Annotated in this window: 16 protein-coding genes and 4 tRNA genes; 14 read left to right on the forward strand and 6 right to left on the reverse strand. The window is 43.7% G+C overall.

The window, feature by feature from the left end; translation table 11 throughout:
- Positions 1 to 56 precede the first annotated feature (56 nt).
- From glmU to ACWATR_RS14490, 4 genes are read left to right on the forward strand one after another with little or no spacing between them, the layout of a single operon-like run.
- Positions 57 to 1,409, forward strand: a complete 1,353-nt coding sequence (gene glmU, locus ACWATR_RS14475) for a bifunctional UDP-N-acetylglucosamine diphosphorylase/glucosamine-1-phosphate N-acetyltransferase GlmU (RefSeq protein ID WP_460333417.1) — start codon at positions 57 to 59, stop codon at positions 1,407 to 1,409.
- A gap of 47 nt (positions 1,410 to 1,456) precedes the next feature.
- A complete protein-coding gene (locus ACWATR_RS14480) occupies positions 1,457 to 1,684 on the forward strand; it encodes a type II toxin-antitoxin system HicB family antitoxin (RefSeq protein ID WP_181932482.1) in 228 nt (75 codons plus the stop codon).
- A 25-nt stretch (positions 1,685 to 1,709) separates the two neighbouring features.
- Positions 1,710 to 1,901: a type II toxin-antitoxin system HicA family toxin gene (locus ACWATR_RS14485; RefSeq protein WP_435020993.1), complete on the forward strand. Its 192-nt coding sequence runs from the start codon at positions 1,710 to 1,712 to the stop codon at positions 1,899 to 1,901.
- 3 nt (positions 1,902 to 1,904) lie between these two features.
- Positions 1,905 to 2,327, forward strand: coding sequence for a DUF29 family protein (locus ACWATR_RS14490; protein WP_460333420.1), 423 nt, complete (start codon positions 1,905 to 1,907; stop codon positions 2,325 to 2,327).
- Here ACWATR_RS14490 and ACWATR_RS14495 read toward each other — a convergent pair.
- The 3 genes from ACWATR_RS14495 to ACWATR_RS14505 are packed head-to-tail and all read right to left on the reverse strand — an operon-like array spanning position 2,318 to position 3,587.
- Positions 2,318 to 3,271: an isoaspartyl peptidase/L-asparaginase gene (locus tag ACWATR_RS14495; RefSeq protein ID WP_460333423.1), complete on the reverse strand. Its 954-nt coding sequence runs from the start codon at positions 3,269 to 3,271 to the stop codon at positions 2,318 to 2,320. The two genes, ACWATR_RS14490 and ACWATR_RS14495, sit on opposite strands and share 10 nt — an antisense overlap.
- On the reverse strand, positions 3,249 to 3,377 hold the full coding sequence (locus ACWATR_RS14500) for a hypothetical protein (protein WP_435020999.1): 129 nt from the start codon (positions 3,375 to 3,377) through the stop codon (positions 3,249 to 3,251). The genes ACWATR_RS14495 and ACWATR_RS14500 overlap by 23 nt, the downstream gene beginning before the upstream one ends.
- 54 nt (positions 3,378 to 3,431) lie before the next feature.
- On the reverse strand, positions 3,432 to 3,587 hold the full coding sequence (locus ACWATR_RS14505; protein ID WP_181932485.1) for a DUF2256 domain-containing protein: 156 nt from the start codon (positions 3,585 to 3,587) through the stop codon (positions 3,432 to 3,434).
- A gap of 125 nt (positions 3,588 to 3,712) precedes the next feature.
- On the opposite strand from ACWATR_RS14505, the gene ACWATR_RS14510 reads away from it, so the two are divergent.
- The 3 genes from ACWATR_RS14510 to ACWATR_RS14520 all read left to right on the forward strand — a co-directional run bounded on the left by ACWATR_RS14510 (position 3,713) and on the right by ACWATR_RS14520 (position 4,540).
- Entirely contained in the window at positions 3,713 to 3,883 is a 171-nt protein-coding gene (locus tag ACWATR_RS14510) for a hypothetical protein (protein ID WP_460333427.1), read from the forward strand.
- A gap of 68 nt (positions 3,884 to 3,951) precedes the next feature.
- A complete protein-coding gene (locus ACWATR_RS14515; RefSeq protein ID WP_460333430.1) occupies positions 3,952 to 4,161 on the forward strand; it encodes a hypothetical protein in 210 nt (69 codons plus the stop codon).
- Positions 4,151 to 4,540, forward strand: coding sequence for a PIN domain-containing protein (locus ACWATR_RS14520; protein WP_460333433.1), 390 nt, complete (start codon positions 4,151 to 4,153; stop codon positions 4,538 to 4,540). The genes ACWATR_RS14515 and ACWATR_RS14520 overlap by 11 nt, the downstream gene beginning before the upstream one ends.
- Before the next feature lie 165 nt (positions 4,541 to 4,705).
- Here the strand turns inward: ACWATR_RS14520 and ACWATR_RS14525 are convergent, their stop codons facing one another.
- Positions 4,706 to 7,627, reverse strand: a complete 2,922-nt coding sequence (locus ACWATR_RS14525) for a GAF domain-containing protein (protein ID WP_460333436.1) — start codon at positions 7,625 to 7,627, stop codon at positions 4,706 to 4,708.
- Positions 7,628 to 7,760: 133 nt separating this feature from the next.
- Between ACWATR_RS14525 and ACWATR_RS14530 the strand changes: the two genes are divergently transcribed.
- A complete protein-coding gene (locus ACWATR_RS14530) occupies positions 7,761 to 8,156 on the forward strand; it encodes a hypothetical protein (protein ID WP_460333439.1) in 396 nt (131 codons plus the stop codon).
- Between the two features lie 53 nt (positions 8,157 to 8,209).
- Complete coding sequence (locus tag ACWATR_RS14535; protein WP_460333442.1) at positions 8,210 to 9,343, forward strand: quinone-dependent dihydroorotate dehydrogenase; 1,134 nt, start codon at positions 8,210 to 8,212, stop codon at positions 9,341 to 9,343.
- A 33-nt stretch (positions 9,344 to 9,376) separates the two neighbouring features.
- Here ACWATR_RS14535 and ACWATR_RS14540 read toward each other — a convergent pair whose 3' ends face one another.
- Positions 9,377 to 10,108 carry a hypothetical protein gene (locus tag ACWATR_RS14540; protein WP_460333445.1) on the reverse strand — a complete coding sequence of 244 codons (732 nt, stop codon included), beginning with the start codon at positions 10,106 to 10,108 and terminating at the stop codon, positions 9,377 to 9,379.
- 518 nt (positions 10,109 to 10,626) lie between these two features.
- Here ACWATR_RS14540 and ACWATR_RS14545 point away from each other — a divergent pair.
- From ACWATR_RS14545 to ACWATR_RS14565, 5 genes are all read left to right on the forward strand, one after another.
- Positions 10,627 to 10,756, forward strand: a tRNA-OTHER gene (locus tag ACWATR_RS14545).
- A 43-nt stretch (positions 10,757 to 10,799) separates the two neighbouring features.
- Positions 10,800 to 10,926 (forward strand) — tRNA-OTHER (locus tag ACWATR_RS14550).
- 23 nt (positions 10,927 to 10,949) lie between these two features.
- Positions 10,950 to 11,071, forward strand: a tRNA-OTHER gene (locus ACWATR_RS14555).
- A gap of 28 nt (positions 11,072 to 11,099) precedes the next feature.
- A tRNA-OTHER gene (locus ACWATR_RS14560) sits at positions 11,100 to 11,225 on the forward strand.
- A 37-nt stretch (positions 11,226 to 11,262) separates the two neighbouring features.
- Positions 11,263 to 12,864: a TROVE domain-containing protein gene (locus ACWATR_RS14565; RefSeq protein WP_460333448.1), complete on the forward strand. Its 1,602-nt coding sequence runs from the start codon at positions 11,263 to 11,265 to the stop codon at positions 12,862 to 12,864.
- Positions 12,865 to 13,207: 343 nt separating this feature from the next.
- Here the strand turns inward: ACWATR_RS14565 and ACWATR_RS14570 are convergent, their stop codons facing one another.
- The gene (locus ACWATR_RS14570) at positions 13,208 to 14,059 is read right to left on the reverse strand and encodes a peptidoglycan-binding domain-containing protein (protein ID WP_460333451.1); all 852 of its coding nucleotides are present in this window, start codon (positions 14,057 to 14,059) and stop codon (positions 13,208 to 13,210) included.
- Positions 14,060 to 14,139: the final 80 nt, after the last annotated feature.

Here is a 14,139-nt window from a genome sequence, read left to right on the forward strand (position 1 = left end):
GTATTCAAAGTACCAACAGCATTAATCACAATTTCACTGATAGCTGATAGCTAATTATGGTAGTTGTAGCAATTCTAGCGGCGGGACGCGGCACACGGATGAAATCACGCTTACCGAAAGTTTTACATTCTTTGGGTGGGCGATCGCTAGTAGAGAGAGTTCTCGACAGTGTAGAACCACTTTCACCCTCACGGCGAATCGTGATTGTGGGATATCAATCTGAGGAAGTGCAAGCCGCCATGCATTTAATTCCCAGTTTGGAGTTTGTCGAACAGACTGTGCAATTGGGTACAGGTCATGCCATCCAGCAATTACTGCCTCACTTAGAAGACTACACAGGGGATTTGTTGATACTTAACGGCGATTTACCGTTGATACGCACCCAAACCCTCAAGCAGATGTTACAAACTCACGCCCAAAATCAAAACGCCGCCACCATTCTTACCTCCCACCTACCTGATCCCACGGGCTACGGGCGCGTTTTTTGTAACGATGAAAATATTGTGCAGCAAATGGTCGAACATAAGGATTGTAGTGCTGCCCAAAGACAAAATCACCGCATTAACGCTGGAGTTTACTGCTTCCGCTGGCCAGATTTGGCAAAAGTGCTTCCCCATCTACAGGCAAACAATGCCCAAAAAGAATACTATCTCACCGATGCCGTAACTCAGGTAGGAAAAGTTATGGCAGTGGATGTGGAAGATTACCAAGAAATTCTCGGTATCAACGATCGCTTGCAACTGGCAACAGCATCCGAAATTTTGCAAAAACGAGTCAAGGAAAAATGGATGCTAGCGGGTGTAACCCTCCTCGATCCCACAAGTATCACCATTGATGAAACTGTAGAATTACAGCCGGATGTCATTATTGAACCCCAAACTCATCTACGGGGAAATACTGTGATTCAAACAGGAAGTCACATTGGGCCGGGGAGTTTAATTGAAAATAGCCAGTTGGCTGAAAATGTCACAGTGCAGTATTCAGTAGTAATAAATAGCACTGTGCAGGCAGGAAGCCGAATTGGCCCCTATGCTCATTTGCGCGGTCAGGTACAGGTGGGTGCTGGTTGCCGCGTGGGGAATTTTGTGGAATTAAAAAATACGCAATTAGGCGATCGCACAAATGCAGCCCATTTGTCCTATATAGGTGATACCGTTGTCGGCAATCAGGTGAATATTGGTGCCGGTACAATTACTGCCAATTATGACGGCGTAAAGAAACATCGTACCAAAATAGGCGATCGCACAAAAACTGGTGCTAATAGCGTTTTAGTGGCTCCACTCACCTTGGGAGATGATGTCTATATTGCAGCTGGTTCTACAGTCACAGAAGATGTGCCTGATAATTCTCTGGTGATTGCCCGTAGCCGTCAGGTAGTGAAACCAGCTTGGCGCAAGAAAAGCCAATAAAGCGATAATTAAATCATCAGATTAGCTGATTTAACTAAAGGTAAAAGATGAGGAAAACAAAACAACTTACCGCGATTATTGAGCGTGAAGAAAAGGGCTATGTATCGCTTTGTCCAGAATTAGATATTGCTAGCCAAGGTGACACCATCGAAGAAGCACGCAGTAATTTGGTTGAAGCATTGGAATTATTTTTTGAGACAGCTGACCCCTCTGAAGTCCAAGATCGGCTAATTACAGAAGTTTTTATTACGCGCCTAGAGGTAAATATTGGGTAAGCTGCGAGTTCTTTCGAGTGGGGAAGTGTGTCAAATTTTAGAGATGCATGGTTTTGTGCAAGTACGCCAGCGCGGTAGCCATATTATTATGCAGCAGCGAACAGAAGACTCAACTCTAACTGTTCCTGTTCCTAATTATGATGAGCTTCGTGTTGGCACTTTACGCTCTATTATTCGCCAGTCAGGATTGCCACGCGCTCTTTTTGAGGTGACTTAGCAGATGGAAGAATTGCTAGAACTGAGGCAATTTCTAGAACAAGGCAAAATCCATGAGGCGCTGCTGTTGGTGGATGAGTTAGAAGAAATGAGCCTCAGTGACAAAATCAATAAAATTGATAGTTATGGTGTAATTCTGCTCATTCATTTAATTAAACAAAAGGCTGAAAAACGTTCTACTCGCTCGTGGGATGTTTCGATAGAAAATACGGTGCGGGAAATCAATAAAATAAACAAGCGCCGCAAATCCGGTGGTTTTTACTTGAATCAAGCAGAATTAATCGATATTCTGCAACAAGGATATCAAGTAGCACTGAAAAGAGCGGCGCTAGAAGCTTTTGAGGGGCGTTATGAAGCCCAAGAATTAGCTGAAATGGTTGACAAGCAAGAAACTTTAGCCGAAGCACTGGAACTGATTCAACAATAGCCAATCAATTCATTATCATTCCACTCCAAGGTGTCACCAACTTTTTCGCCGTCGTGGTAGGCGGCGAGTAAGATTTCGCTAGTTTTTCCCCAAGCGATCGCTCCACTGGCATCTAAGGCGATCGCTCCCAAATCTCGTTTATTGTGGTGCGCTTCTCCAAAGGAGCGCTGCATAGCATCCTTCAAGGGCATACCATCAGTGACACGTACTACAATCCGGGGAGCTAAACACTCATCAATGATATCTTCCCCAATCCCAGTACAACTTACACCAGCATTACTAGTAGCATAATTACCTGCGGGCATGGCAGAATCACTTACTCGTCCAATCCGCTCAAAGCCCTTACCACCAGTAGAAGTGCCAGCAGCTAGTTTACCATAAGTATCTAAAGCTACAACACCTATGGTACCGCGTCCGGCATTGCTGGTTTCTAAAAGTTCGGGTTCTGCTACCACGCCAGCCATTGTGCTTTTAAAATTATCTTGGCGCTCTTGTATCCATTCTTGTAACCGCAAATCGGTTAATGCGTTATAGCTAGGAATTTGCATTTCCCGCGCCAACTCAGCCGAACCGAAATCTGATAGCACTCGGTCTGGGGAACTTTGTAAAAATTGCGCTAAATCAATGGGATTTTTCACCCGTGAGATGTTAATAACACCACTAAACCGCCCTGATGCACCATCCATCAAAGAAGCACTCATGCGGATTTGCCCATCAGATTGTAGTACTGAACCAGTACCAGCATTAAAGCGGGGATTGTCTTCGAGCATTTGGCAACCCTGCACCACCGCCTCTGAGGCAGTTACTCCTGACAATAGTAGAGAATAGACTTCTTCTATTACTGTATGGAGCGATCGGCGCACCGCCTCTAATCCTCCTTTACCGTGGAGAGAACTACCAGCCCCTCCATGAATAATTAATTTAGGTTGCACCTGTAACTCCATTAATCTCTTGCGCTATTTGCGTCTGTGTTGCAGTTGGTTTTATTAGGGATTGGGGATTGGGTATCAGGGATTGGGTATCGGGAATTGAGTATTGGAAAGAATTCATTCCCCATTCTCCAGTTCTTAGTCCCCAGTTCCCAGTCCCCATTCCCCAGTCCCTTTAAGTTTGCGCTTCAGAACGGCGACGACGACAACGTTCTGAACAGTATTTCACATCCTCCCAGCAATCTTGCCACTTTTTACGCCATGTGAAAGGACGTTGACATACCGGACAGATTTTTGTGGGTAGGTCAGATTTAGAACGAACACGTCCCATATAAATACTGTGTAGATGAGAATTTAATTTCTGAGGGAGATGGAAGATAATTATAACCAGTTTGCTACAAAGGAAGGATATTTTCGGTAAATAAATATATTGTCAATCTATCTTTAGACTTATTTTTGAACTCTCTCCTAAAAAGAGATAGCCAGAAACCAGATTTAAAGTTATGCGATCGCCGATTCGCATTTTTTTTGGTTGCCGAATATTTAAAAGCAGAAAGCAAAAACGAACTCCGCCATGAGTATTTGGCTGGTCAAATTTTTGCGATGTCTGCGACGGGCTACGCCTAGGCTAAACCTGTGTAATTGATGATTCGTTATAATATTAGACGATAAACTTTGCTAAAGAGTGCAAATGTATGACTAGCCGCGAGCAGCTTATCCAAGAACTTGCAGAGGTTCCAGATGAGTTAATTAAAGTAATGTTAGATTTTTTGCATCGGCTTCAGACAACGCGTAATCATCATCCTCTAGCGAAATTTGCTGGTATTTTGAGTGATGATGAGGCAGCTAATTTACAGGAAGTAATTCAAGCTGATTGTCGTCAGGTTGATTTAAATGAGTGGTGAGATTGCATTAGATACTTCTGTTGCAATACGTTTTTTGAATGGTGATCCTGATGTTGTTTCAAGGGTGTTGGCGTTACCAGAAATATTTTTGTCGGTGGTAGTAGCGGGAGAGTTACTATTTGGGGCTGATAACTCGACTCGACCGTTGAAAAATCTTCCTCGATATTTGGAGTTTATGGAAGTTTGTACGGTTGTGCCTGTGGAAAAGAGAACGGCAGTTATCTATGCTCAAACTCGTTCGGCTTTGAAGCGCAAAGGACGACCAATTCCTATGAATGATGTTTGGATTGCAGCGCATTGTCTGGAACATGGTTGGGTGATTGTGACCGATGATTCAGATTTTGATTATGTGGATGGATTGGTTATAGAGCATTGGTAATGATGGCTATTATATTTTGCGATCGCCTTTTCCCGTCATCTGAGTGCGATCGCATAGGTTGAAATGATATCCGCCTTTGATTTGATGAAAATTGAACTAGCGATCGATCCTAACCTACAGCAAACTCAGTATCAGAGCGCACCCTAGCAGGTTGAAAACCCAAAACTATGAATCATTACCAACTAACGGTAACAGCAACCGGCTAACTACTCGATTATCTGGTAACTGATAGAAATTCAACTCTCCTCCTAGTTCCTGCATGAGATTTTGGCAGATTAGCAGATGTAAGGCTGGCGGTTGGTCGAGGTTGGAGGGAGCAAGGACATCCTTGAGTGTATTATCATGTAGTTCTGTTAATAACTGTGGTTCGATCGCACCATTATATGTAATCGACAGTTCTAGCGATGTCTGATGATCAGCGCCTCCACTTGTAGAAGAATGCTTTGTCTCTGAGGGTTTTGACGCATCTAAACGACGACACCAAATATCAATTCTGCCGCCGCTTTGAGAACGGTTACAAGCAGTAACCAATAATTCATGGATAACTAATTCAATTTTGACAATATCACCAGCGATCGCCATTGAAGATTGAGCGCTGGAGCTAGGAACGCCTCTGACTAATGAAGAATTCTTGGGTGATTCTTGCTCGTCAATGGGTTGTCCTAAGCCATGTACACCAATCCACAGCTTTTGTTGTTTAAGTTGATTTTCTATGCGTTCGAGCGATCGCTTCAGTAAACTGGCTATGGGCATAGTTTCCCAACTAATATGTAGCTGCCAATGCTCAAGTTTAAGCATTCCACTCATGGAGGTGGCTGTATGATCTAACTGCCGCAGCAATAGCTGATAGCGCATCTGAGTCAGTTCATTAGCAGGAATCCCCAAATCATGTATTTGTTTAAGGGAAAGCGCCGTTATTCTTTGAATTTCCTCTAGGCGACGATGTTTATACCAGTTGAGTTGTCGTAATTCCTCTGTTGTAGATTCTAAAAGTCGGGTAATTTGCTTTTCACGACGCCACCAAGCTAACAGAGAAATCAGAGTTGCAGTCGCACTGAGGTTTTGTTCTGACCAGCGACGCTCTTGATAGTCTACTAACAAGACTACACCAGTGGTTTCATAATCAGCATTGGTACGTAATGCCATCACCAAAATTTGACTTTTGTCTGGAACATTCAACCATTTTCGAGTTTCCGGGGGTAAATTATCTACCTTCAAAGTCAGGTAATTCTCTGTCGCAAGTGCCCACTGAATTAAGGCTTCAGACTGAATAGAAATAGATGCATCGGAAACAATTCCAAATAGGCTATTGTCAACCACTCCAGGGATAATTTCTGCCCACCTTTCACCAGGCGACCAGGATAGCATTACTGCTAAGGGACAACCCAAAATTGATGCTATTTGTTCGAGTGCTGTACGTTCTAAATGCTTTTTTTCGACCTCGATGCTGTTCTGGGATTGTGTCAGGATGCGTAGGCATTGCTCAAATGCCTGGGAAGTTTTTTGCTGCTGGGTGGTACGGTTGTGTAATTGCCACTGACGAACAATTACGCCAATCTGTTGACTGACAGCCCACAGCAACTCCTTTTCCAGAGTTGTCCAAGAACGATGGGTTTCGTGAGTGATGACCAAAAGTGGTGCTGGTATTTGACCGTGAGTGCATTTACAAATAAGTAGCGATCGCACACCATTCTCTAATAACGAGGGACGCCAGTTAAAAAAGCGTAAATCTTCATCTAAGTTTTCAATCTCCACAGCTTGAGTTGAACGTTGCAAAAGCTGCCCATCTAATTCTTTGAGAATATTGAGGCTAAATGTCAAGGGTCGGCGATTATGAGGCTGACTTTGGTAAATAAATTGATAATTATTCTGTTCAGAGTCATACTGCAACAGCAAAAAGCGGGTAGCACCTAGTCGAGCTAAAACTCTTTTAGCACAGCTGTGTAAAGTTTCTTGAAGGTCATGTTCGCTATAGATACCTTGAGCAACTTGGCTAGTCAGTTGGGCATCTTCTTGAATCTGTTTGATGGTGCTTTCCATACTTTCGGTAGGTGCAACTAGTGAGATTAAACCAGCAACACCTTGGACGAAATTTTTGTCTGTGTCCGTCCAGATGCGGGGTTCATTACTTTCCACCGCCAGAAAACCGACTAAGTTCTTTTGCCAGATTATCGGAGCGGCCAGGAGCGATCGCACTTTCAGCCGTTGCAGCAATTTTGCCGTAAAATGACTCTTCAAAGAACTGCGTGCATCACCAATTGAGACAATTTGGTTAACTGCCAAAGCATAATAAAAGTCGCTCAACTCCTGTACAGTCATTCCCGCTGATTGCTGACTGCTAGAATTGCGATCGATTTTGACTAGCTGATTGCTCATTCGACACCAAAAGTAACGCCCTTCCCGCTCAAACCAGTAAACATTTGTTCGGTTGGGGGAGACAAATTTATGAGTTGCTTGCACCGCTGCTTCAAGTCTTTGATTCAGGTTACTGAGGGTGCGTAAATTTTCCAGCAATTCTAATAATGGCTCGTCAGTTCGCTTGGTTTGCTTTTGTTGCTTATGCATCTCATTTTGATAAAGCACCGCTCCCAGTTCACCTAAAACCATCATCAAACGTGCTTTTGTTTCTCCTGTCAGTAGGTACCCCCAGCGTTCTGAACCCAGTAACAGCAAGCCTAAGCAACGGTCTTTGTAGCGAATTGGTAAAATAATCGTTCCTTGAATGTGGAGTTTTTCGGCAATTTTTCCCCATTCGGCAGCGCGGATTTCAGTTTGTAAATCAGCTATACCCAAGGGATGTTGTTCAATCACCACTTGCTCTAATAAATCTCCAGGACTCAGAACAACCCTTTGGCGTAAAAAGCTCGTGTCATGATCAGGTGTAATGCCGCCTTTGCCGAATAATATGTGATTTAGGCGATCGTAAAGAGCAATCCAAATCAGTCTGTAGTCAAACTCTTCCTTGAGATAAGAAATAGTAGTTTCAATCAGAACGTCAACATCATCTTCTTCTCTGAGGCTCTGGAGGACACGTCCCAAGGAGAGGATCTGCTGTTCGGCGGCTATAGGTTTTTGCGGCTGCCCCATCTGATTTATTGGTTAACATAACTTGTAATATATAAGATGCCCAGAAAAGAACCCTGAGTAATATTGCCACGGGTGTTTGCTGAAAGTTCTAAGTAACGAATTGGTTGAAGTTAGATTATGGAGTGCTAGGGAAATGGGCGAAACTTCATCCGATGCTCTAGAGGAGCAGAGACAAGTCTCAGAGGAAAAGCGAGAGTCTGCTGAAGATACCAGGCTCTTACAAGAAAAGGAGCGAGAGTCTGCTGAAGATGTCAGATTCTCACAAGAGGAGCAGCGACAACTTGCTGAAGAAATGAGAAATTCTGCCGAAGAAATGCGGCAGATTGCTGAAGAAATGAGAAATTCTGCGGAAGTAATCCGGCAGATTGCTGAAGAAGTGCGGCTAGCTAAAGAAGAACTCCGACAAGTTAGAGAGGAAGCACGGCAAGTCAAAGACGAACTCCGACAAGCTAAAGACGAACTCCAAGAAGCTAAAGACGAACTCCGACAAGCTAAAGAGGAAGCGCGGCGGTCTACCGAATTCGCGTAGTGTTTAAGGAGTGAAGTACCCCACCGTATAGACATTCCGCAGAATTAGTTAAAATGGATATTTATCAACTTGCTATTCGTCCGCTTTTGTTCAATCTAGTAAAAACCGATTCAGAGTGGTTACACCAGCAGACGATTCGCACTTTTAGCTGGCTATCGCAAACCCCTGGTAGTTGGGCAAACCAACGCTTACAAAAATCTTTATGTCTGTACGATTCACGCCTAGAACAAAATTTGTTTGGGCTAAACTTCCCAAATCCGGTAGGGTTAGCAGCTGGCTTCGATAAGGATGGAGTCGCTGCTGGCATTTGGCCTAATCTGGGTTTTGGCTTTGCGGAACTAGGAACTGTAACTTTTCACGCACAGCCAGGAAATCCGCGTCCTCGTTTGTTTCGCCTACCGTTGGATAAAGCTGCTCTCAATCGGATGGGCTTTAATAATCTTGGTGCAGCAGCAATGGCGGGACGATTAGCACATGAAAAACAGGAGTTAATCCGCTCAATACCCATAGGGATAAATTTGGGTAAATCTAAGGTGACTCCCCTAGAAGCAGCCGCACAGGATTATCTCGATAGTTTTCGCTTACTCAAGGATTTGGGAGATTATTTTGTTGTTAATGTCTCTTCTCCTAATACACCAGGGTTGCGATCGCTCCAAGATGCTTCTATGCTCAGTGCCATCTTAGATTTATTACAACAAGAAAATACTCCACAAAAACCACTTTTTGTCAAGATAGCGCCAGATTTATCATGGGAAGCGATCGCTGACATTATAACTCTTGCTAAAACCTACCAACTGGCAGGAATTATCGCCACTAACACCACCATCAGCCGTGATGGACTGAAAACCCAGGTGATTGACCAAACTGGCAAATCACCCCAGGAAGAAGCTGGCGGAATTAGTGGTGAACCATTGCGCGATCGCTCCACTGAGGTAATTCGTTTTATTTGGCAGCAAACCCAAGGACAAATCCCAATTATTGGCGTTGGTGGCATTTTTTCCCCAGAAGATGCTTGGGAAAAAATTACTGCTGGTGCTAGTTTGATTCAGGTTTATACCGGCTGGATTTACGAAGGGCCACTGATGGTACGCCGGATTCTAGCAGGTTTGCTTGTCCTACTAGAACAAAACGGATTAAATTCCATCAACGAAGCTGTGGGTTTACAAACAAAAATTCCAAAATTCTAATTACGAATTACGAATTACGAATTACGAATTGTTTTACCCTTCTTCCTCCACTGGGAAAAACTCCTTAGTTTTTTCCGAATATGTCCAGGCAATGCCATCAGGGTCTTTGCTGCGACTCCACTCTGGAAACTCTGGATCATTTCGCCGTTTATAAACCGTGCTGGAATAGACATTTAGCCGTTTAGCAAGTTCAGATTGGATCAGAGAGCCAAAAATTAATTGTTTTTCCAGCGATCGTTTAGCTTCCTCATGAGTTGGCTGTGGGAGTGATTCGGTTTCTGGTTCTTCCTCCTGTGGGGTTGGTGTTGGCGGTGGTGCTAAGAGCGATCGCGCATTTTTAGTAACTGCTTGAGCCGGAAGTTCTTTAACAGGCTCACTACTGTCAAGAATATTGCCAATAATGCTGGCAGTTATAAAGTAATAAGACTGCCCCGCCTCTTCAGAGTTGACTATACTGGCACCAAATTCCGAGGCTTTACCATCCAAGTAGCGTTTTGCCGTTGTTCCAGGAAAATTGCCCTTGATTGCCAAGTCCATTGGCGTAAGTCTGCCTTGATTTTCGCGAACTAACTGATGAAAAATGGGGTTAACTCGATGAGTCCACTGTTGCCATTGATATTCCTGCCAAAGCTTGAAGCCAATTACCAGCACAATTAGCGCCAGTAAAATTCTCCATGTGGCAACCAGGAAAATAATCAAAAACGAGATGGGCAAAAGTAGAACGAGAAAAGCCTTGCCGTTATCTTCTATGGGTTTCTCACTCATGCCGATTTTTGCCAAGTGAATTTTGAGAAATAATATTATTATATTGGCAAAAATTGGCACACTTTTTTGTATCTTTTGGCAAAGTTGCGGCAAAATTGCCGGCAAAAGCTTTCTTCAGTAGGTGTTATAGGCTTTGGTCTGCGATGCCTACGGCGGTAAACTACGCGCAGAATTTTTTCCCAGAGAGAATAAGAGTATTTTCAACTCAATCAACAACTCTATAAATTAGCTTGCCACCCTCTTGACAACAAATAATACATATACTACATTAATAATACAAGTCAACTTTCATTAGGGAGTTAGCTTTCACCAGTAGCGGATAGCTCAAATGGCAGAGCGCCCACCTTGCCCGGAAGGGCCGACGTATCGAGGGTTATCGCATATAACAAAAACACCCTTGATCAAACTTCTGGAGGTGTAGGTAAAAATCCTACTTCGCTACAGCAAAATAGAGTGCTGAGTGACAAATTTTAAATGTTTAACTCATAACTCCTCACTCTTAACTCATAACTTTATATGTGGTGGGTAGCTCAGTGGTTAGAGCGCCTAAACATCCTTATTCACCCCTTGCCTGAAAAGGCCGAAGAATTGAGGGTTATCGCCTGCCAAGCGGGAGGTCGCGGGTTCGATTCCCGCTCCACTACACCAAATCTAGTCCTGAATTTTTAATTTTTAATTTTTAATTTTCATGTGGTGGATAGCTCAGTTTGGTAGAGCGCTAAACATCCTTGTTCACCCCTTGCCTGCAAAGGCCGACGAATTAGGGTTATCGATTAGGGTTCGAGAGGTCGCGGGTTCAAATCCCGCTCCGCCACCCAAAACTTAATTTTGAATTTTCATCTGGTGGGTAAGCTCAATCTGGTAGAGCAATGAACATCCTTGTTCACCCATTGCCTGCAAAGGCCGACGAATCGAGGGTTATCGTTAATTCATAGGTTGCAGGTTCAAATCCTGTTCCACCAGAGTAAATTTTGTGTTTTTAATTTTCATGTGGCAGATAGCTCAGTTGGTAGAGCGCCGAAAAATATCCTTGTTCACACCTTGCCTGAAAAGGCCGACGAATTAGGGTTATCGCCTCTTAAGCCGGATGTCGCAGGTTCGATTCCTGCTCTGCCACCTTTCATTTTTGCCCGCAAGGGCCGGGAGATGAAGCGATGAATTACAATTTTTTCACTAAAAAGAAAACAACTACACCCCAAAATCAACCTATCCCCGGACGAGAAGCCGAAATGGTTCAGGGACGTTCTGGTGGCTTTATGTTTGATGCCGGCATTTGGAAAATGCTGCGTCGCTGTCTTTTAGTTGGCACAGCAAAAAGCACTTACTACGCTGGTAAACAGGAATTAACTGAGGATTTTGTGACAGTTGTCAGACTTGCTGTTGCTGAGAATCCCGGCCGTGTGGCAGAAGAAATTTTGTATGCTAGCGATGGACGCGCCATCAATAACAGTGCGCCTATCTTGGCTTTGGTATTGCTATCGATGGGTGAAGCACCAGAAGCAAAACAGGCATTCGGCGAAATCTTCCCGCAAATTGTCCGCACTGGTAGCCACTTCTACGAATGGTTGAACTACACCAAATCTCTGCGGGGATTTGGCAAAGTAGTGCGGGAAGCTGGTAAAACTTGGCTCTCAAGGGAAGATGTCAAAGGCTTGGCTTATCAACTGTTGAAATATCAACAGCGTCAGGGCTTCTCCCACCGAGATGCCTTGCGGTTGTTCCATGTCAAACCGCCTACAGAAAATCACCGTCAACTATTTGAGTGGGTAGTTAGAGGCTGGGAAGAATTGCCAACAGACATTCCCTCAGAGGCCTTAGCGCAGATTTGGTGGTATGAGTGGCTCAAGCGGAATCCCACCCAAACCCATGAAGCTATTTCCCAAGGACGCTTAACCCACGAAATGGCTGCACCTGTGGGCAAAATGGATAAGCTTGCTTGGCAGCTGCTATTTCAGGAAATGCCAATAGGTGCAATGTTACGTAACCTGGGTTCTTTAACTGAACTGGGTGTGTTACGAGCCGATGAAAACGCTAATTTGCTGCAAGTGGAAGCAGTTCTTAATCGTAGAGAACATCTGCGTAAAGGTCGCATCCATCCGATTGATGTTTTGAAAGCACTCAAAACTTATGAATCTGGTGGAACATTAGGACGCAGTAAGAAAACTTGGAATCCAGTTCCTCGAATTGTGGACATTTTAGAAAAGGCGGTTGAACTGTCTTTTGATGTTGTCCAACCCACAGGTAAAGTGTTCATGCACGCCGTAGACGTTTCTGGTTCTATGGGTAGTATGGTTGCAGATATGGGATTGACTTGCTGTGAAATTGCCACCACAATGGCACTGGTGACAGCAAAAGCAGAGAAAAACTACATGATTCGCGGCTTTGCTACCGAATTCCGTGAATTGGGTATCACCGCCAAAGATAGTTTTAGTTCTGCGGTTCGCAAAGCTAGCAATCAAAACTTCGGTGGAACAGATGCATCTGTAGCTTACGACTGGATGATTAAGAATAAGTTCAAAGCAGATGTTGTCTGCTTTTGGACTGACTCAGAAAGCTGGGCTGGGTATAAGCATCCAAGTCAAGCACTGAAGCAGTATCGCAAAAAGGTAAATCCTAACGTCAAGGCGGTGTATGTCACCTTGACACCTTACCAGATTACTTTGGTAGATCCTGAAGATTCGCTGTCTTGGGATTTGGCAGGATTCGACCCAGGTACGCCTCGGATCATTCAGATGCTTGCTGCGGGTGAATTGTAGATATTGCTGAAGGGTAAAGAATGAAACACTTTATCCTTCATACTTCATGGCGGGTTATCCTTGTTCGCAACTTGCCTTTCGGGGACGAAGAATTAGGGTTATCGGTTACGTCTCCACCATTGTGGGGATTAGCGGGTTCAACCCCCGCACCCGCCTTTGTTTGATTTTTAGCTCACGCAAAGAAGAAGGCGATGTAATTTTTGAATGGTCGTTTTTCTATTTCAGCGATGGGTAAGAGTAGGGTATCTTCGATGTGCGTAGGCGCAGCCCGTCGTAGACATCGCACTTTTTTTGATACAGAATAACATAGCGATCGCTCATCATATATTCAACTACCGAATGGTTAATTAAATAATCCCCCCATGAAATTGATAATTGGTTTCCAAAAGATACCAGTTAAAACATAGGGAGCGTATCGCAAAAGCGGTAAACTTGGCTGCTTCGATGGCTTCAGGGGTAAACACTCCAAGAGAAAAGGTACTATACAGGTGAGTCCATAGGCAGTTGCTAAAGCCCTCCTCCATTCAGGATCATCTCCTGATATGGGGCTATAATAAATACCCAGTAAAATGAAAGAAATCATTAAAAACTGCTCCCATAAAAGCCAAGACTTGGATGGTATAGAATAAACTAATTGGAGAAAGCTTTTGTTGTCTATTTTTTGGCGCATTCCCAATAGTACAGCCCAAGTTGCAGCCCCAACGATACCATCATCTTTCAGTCCATAGGTTCTTTGAAAGCGTTTAACACCTCTTTCAGTTTCTCTACCAAAATAACCATCAGATTCTTTTTTGAAAAATCCTTCTTCGTTGAGGATAGTTTGCAGTTCATTAACAGCATCCTGTAATTTTGGGGACATATTTTTTTGATTGCGGTAAAGCCTTGGGTAGAAAAAGCAAGCCCAACTCAGTGGCCCAACGACTCCATCTACCTGAAGGTTATTGGCTTCCTGAAATTTTATTACGGCCTCTTCTGTTTCTAAGTCAAATTTACCACTTGTATTTGAGAGAAAACCCTTAGCTTGTAATTGTTCTTGCAGTTCATTGATTGATTCCTGTACGGAGTTTGGCGAAAAGCCTCGGTACAGTATGGGACGTTTATTGAATACACAGACTTGTTTTTCTTCTGGGAAATAACGCCGAGATTGTTTTAGCCCAAACAAGATATTTAAGAAGTTGATTGTTGTATTTTTCATAGTTTTATTGAGTAATTTGTGAAAAAACAGTTTGGTAAAGATTTAGAGATTAGAAGCCGACATTATCTAGAGCAACTCCC

It is taken from the genome of Nostoc sp. UIC 10890 (assembly GCF_054786515.1).

Bases quoted from the DNA above. Each gene is read 5' to 3' on its own strand.
- glmU (WP_460333417.1), top strand. From the start codon at position 57: ATGGTAGTTGTAGCAATTCTAGCGGCGGGACGCGGCACACGGATGAAA.
- ACWATR_RS14480 (WP_181932482.1), top strand. From the start codon at position 1,457: ATGAGGAAAACAAAACAACTTACCGCGATTATTGAGCGTGAAGAAAAG.
- ACWATR_RS14490 (WP_460333420.1), top strand. From the start codon at position 1,905: ATGGAAGAATTGCTAGAACTGAGGCAATTTCTAGAACAAGGCAAAATC.
- ACWATR_RS14495 (WP_460333423.1), bottom strand. From the start codon at position 3,271: ATGGAGTTACAGGTGCAACCTAAATTAATTATTCATGGAGGGGCTGGT.
- ACWATR_RS14500 (WP_435020999.1), bottom strand. From the start codon at position 3,377: ATGAATTCTTTCCAATACTCAATTCCCGATACCCAATCCCTGATACCC.
- ACWATR_RS14505 (WP_181932485.1), bottom strand. From the start codon at position 3,587: ATGGGACGTGTTCGTTCTAAATCTGACCTACCCACAAAAATCTGTCCG.
- ACWATR_RS14515 (WP_460333430.1), top strand. From the start codon at position 3,952: ATGACTAGCCGCGAGCAGCTTATCCAAGAACTTGCAGAGGTTCCAGAT.
- ACWATR_RS14520 (WP_460333433.1), top strand. From the start codon at position 4,151: ATGAGTGGTGAGATTGCATTAGATACTTCTGTTGCAATACGTTTTTTG.
- ACWATR_RS14525 (WP_460333436.1), bottom strand. From the start codon at position 7,627: ATGGGGCAGCCGCAAAAACCTATAGCCGCCGAACAGCAGATCCTCTCC.
- ACWATR_RS14530 (WP_460333439.1), top strand. From the start codon at position 7,761: ATGGGCGAAACTTCATCCGATGCTCTAGAGGAGCAGAGACAAGTCTCA.
- ACWATR_RS14535 (WP_460333442.1), top strand. From the start codon at position 8,210: ATGGATATTTATCAACTTGCTATTCGTCCGCTTTTGTTCAATCTAGTA.
- ACWATR_RS14540 (WP_460333445.1), bottom strand. From the start codon at position 10,108: ATGAGTGAGAAACCCATAGAAGATAACGGCAAGGCTTTTCTCGTTCTA.
- ACWATR_RS14565 (WP_460333448.1), top strand. From the start codon at position 11,263: ATGAATTACAATTTTTTCACTAAAAAGAAAACAACTACACCCCAAAAT.
- ACWATR_RS14570 (WP_460333451.1), bottom strand. From the start codon at position 14,059: ATGAAAAATACAACAATCAACTTCTTAAATATCTTGTTTGGGCTAAAA.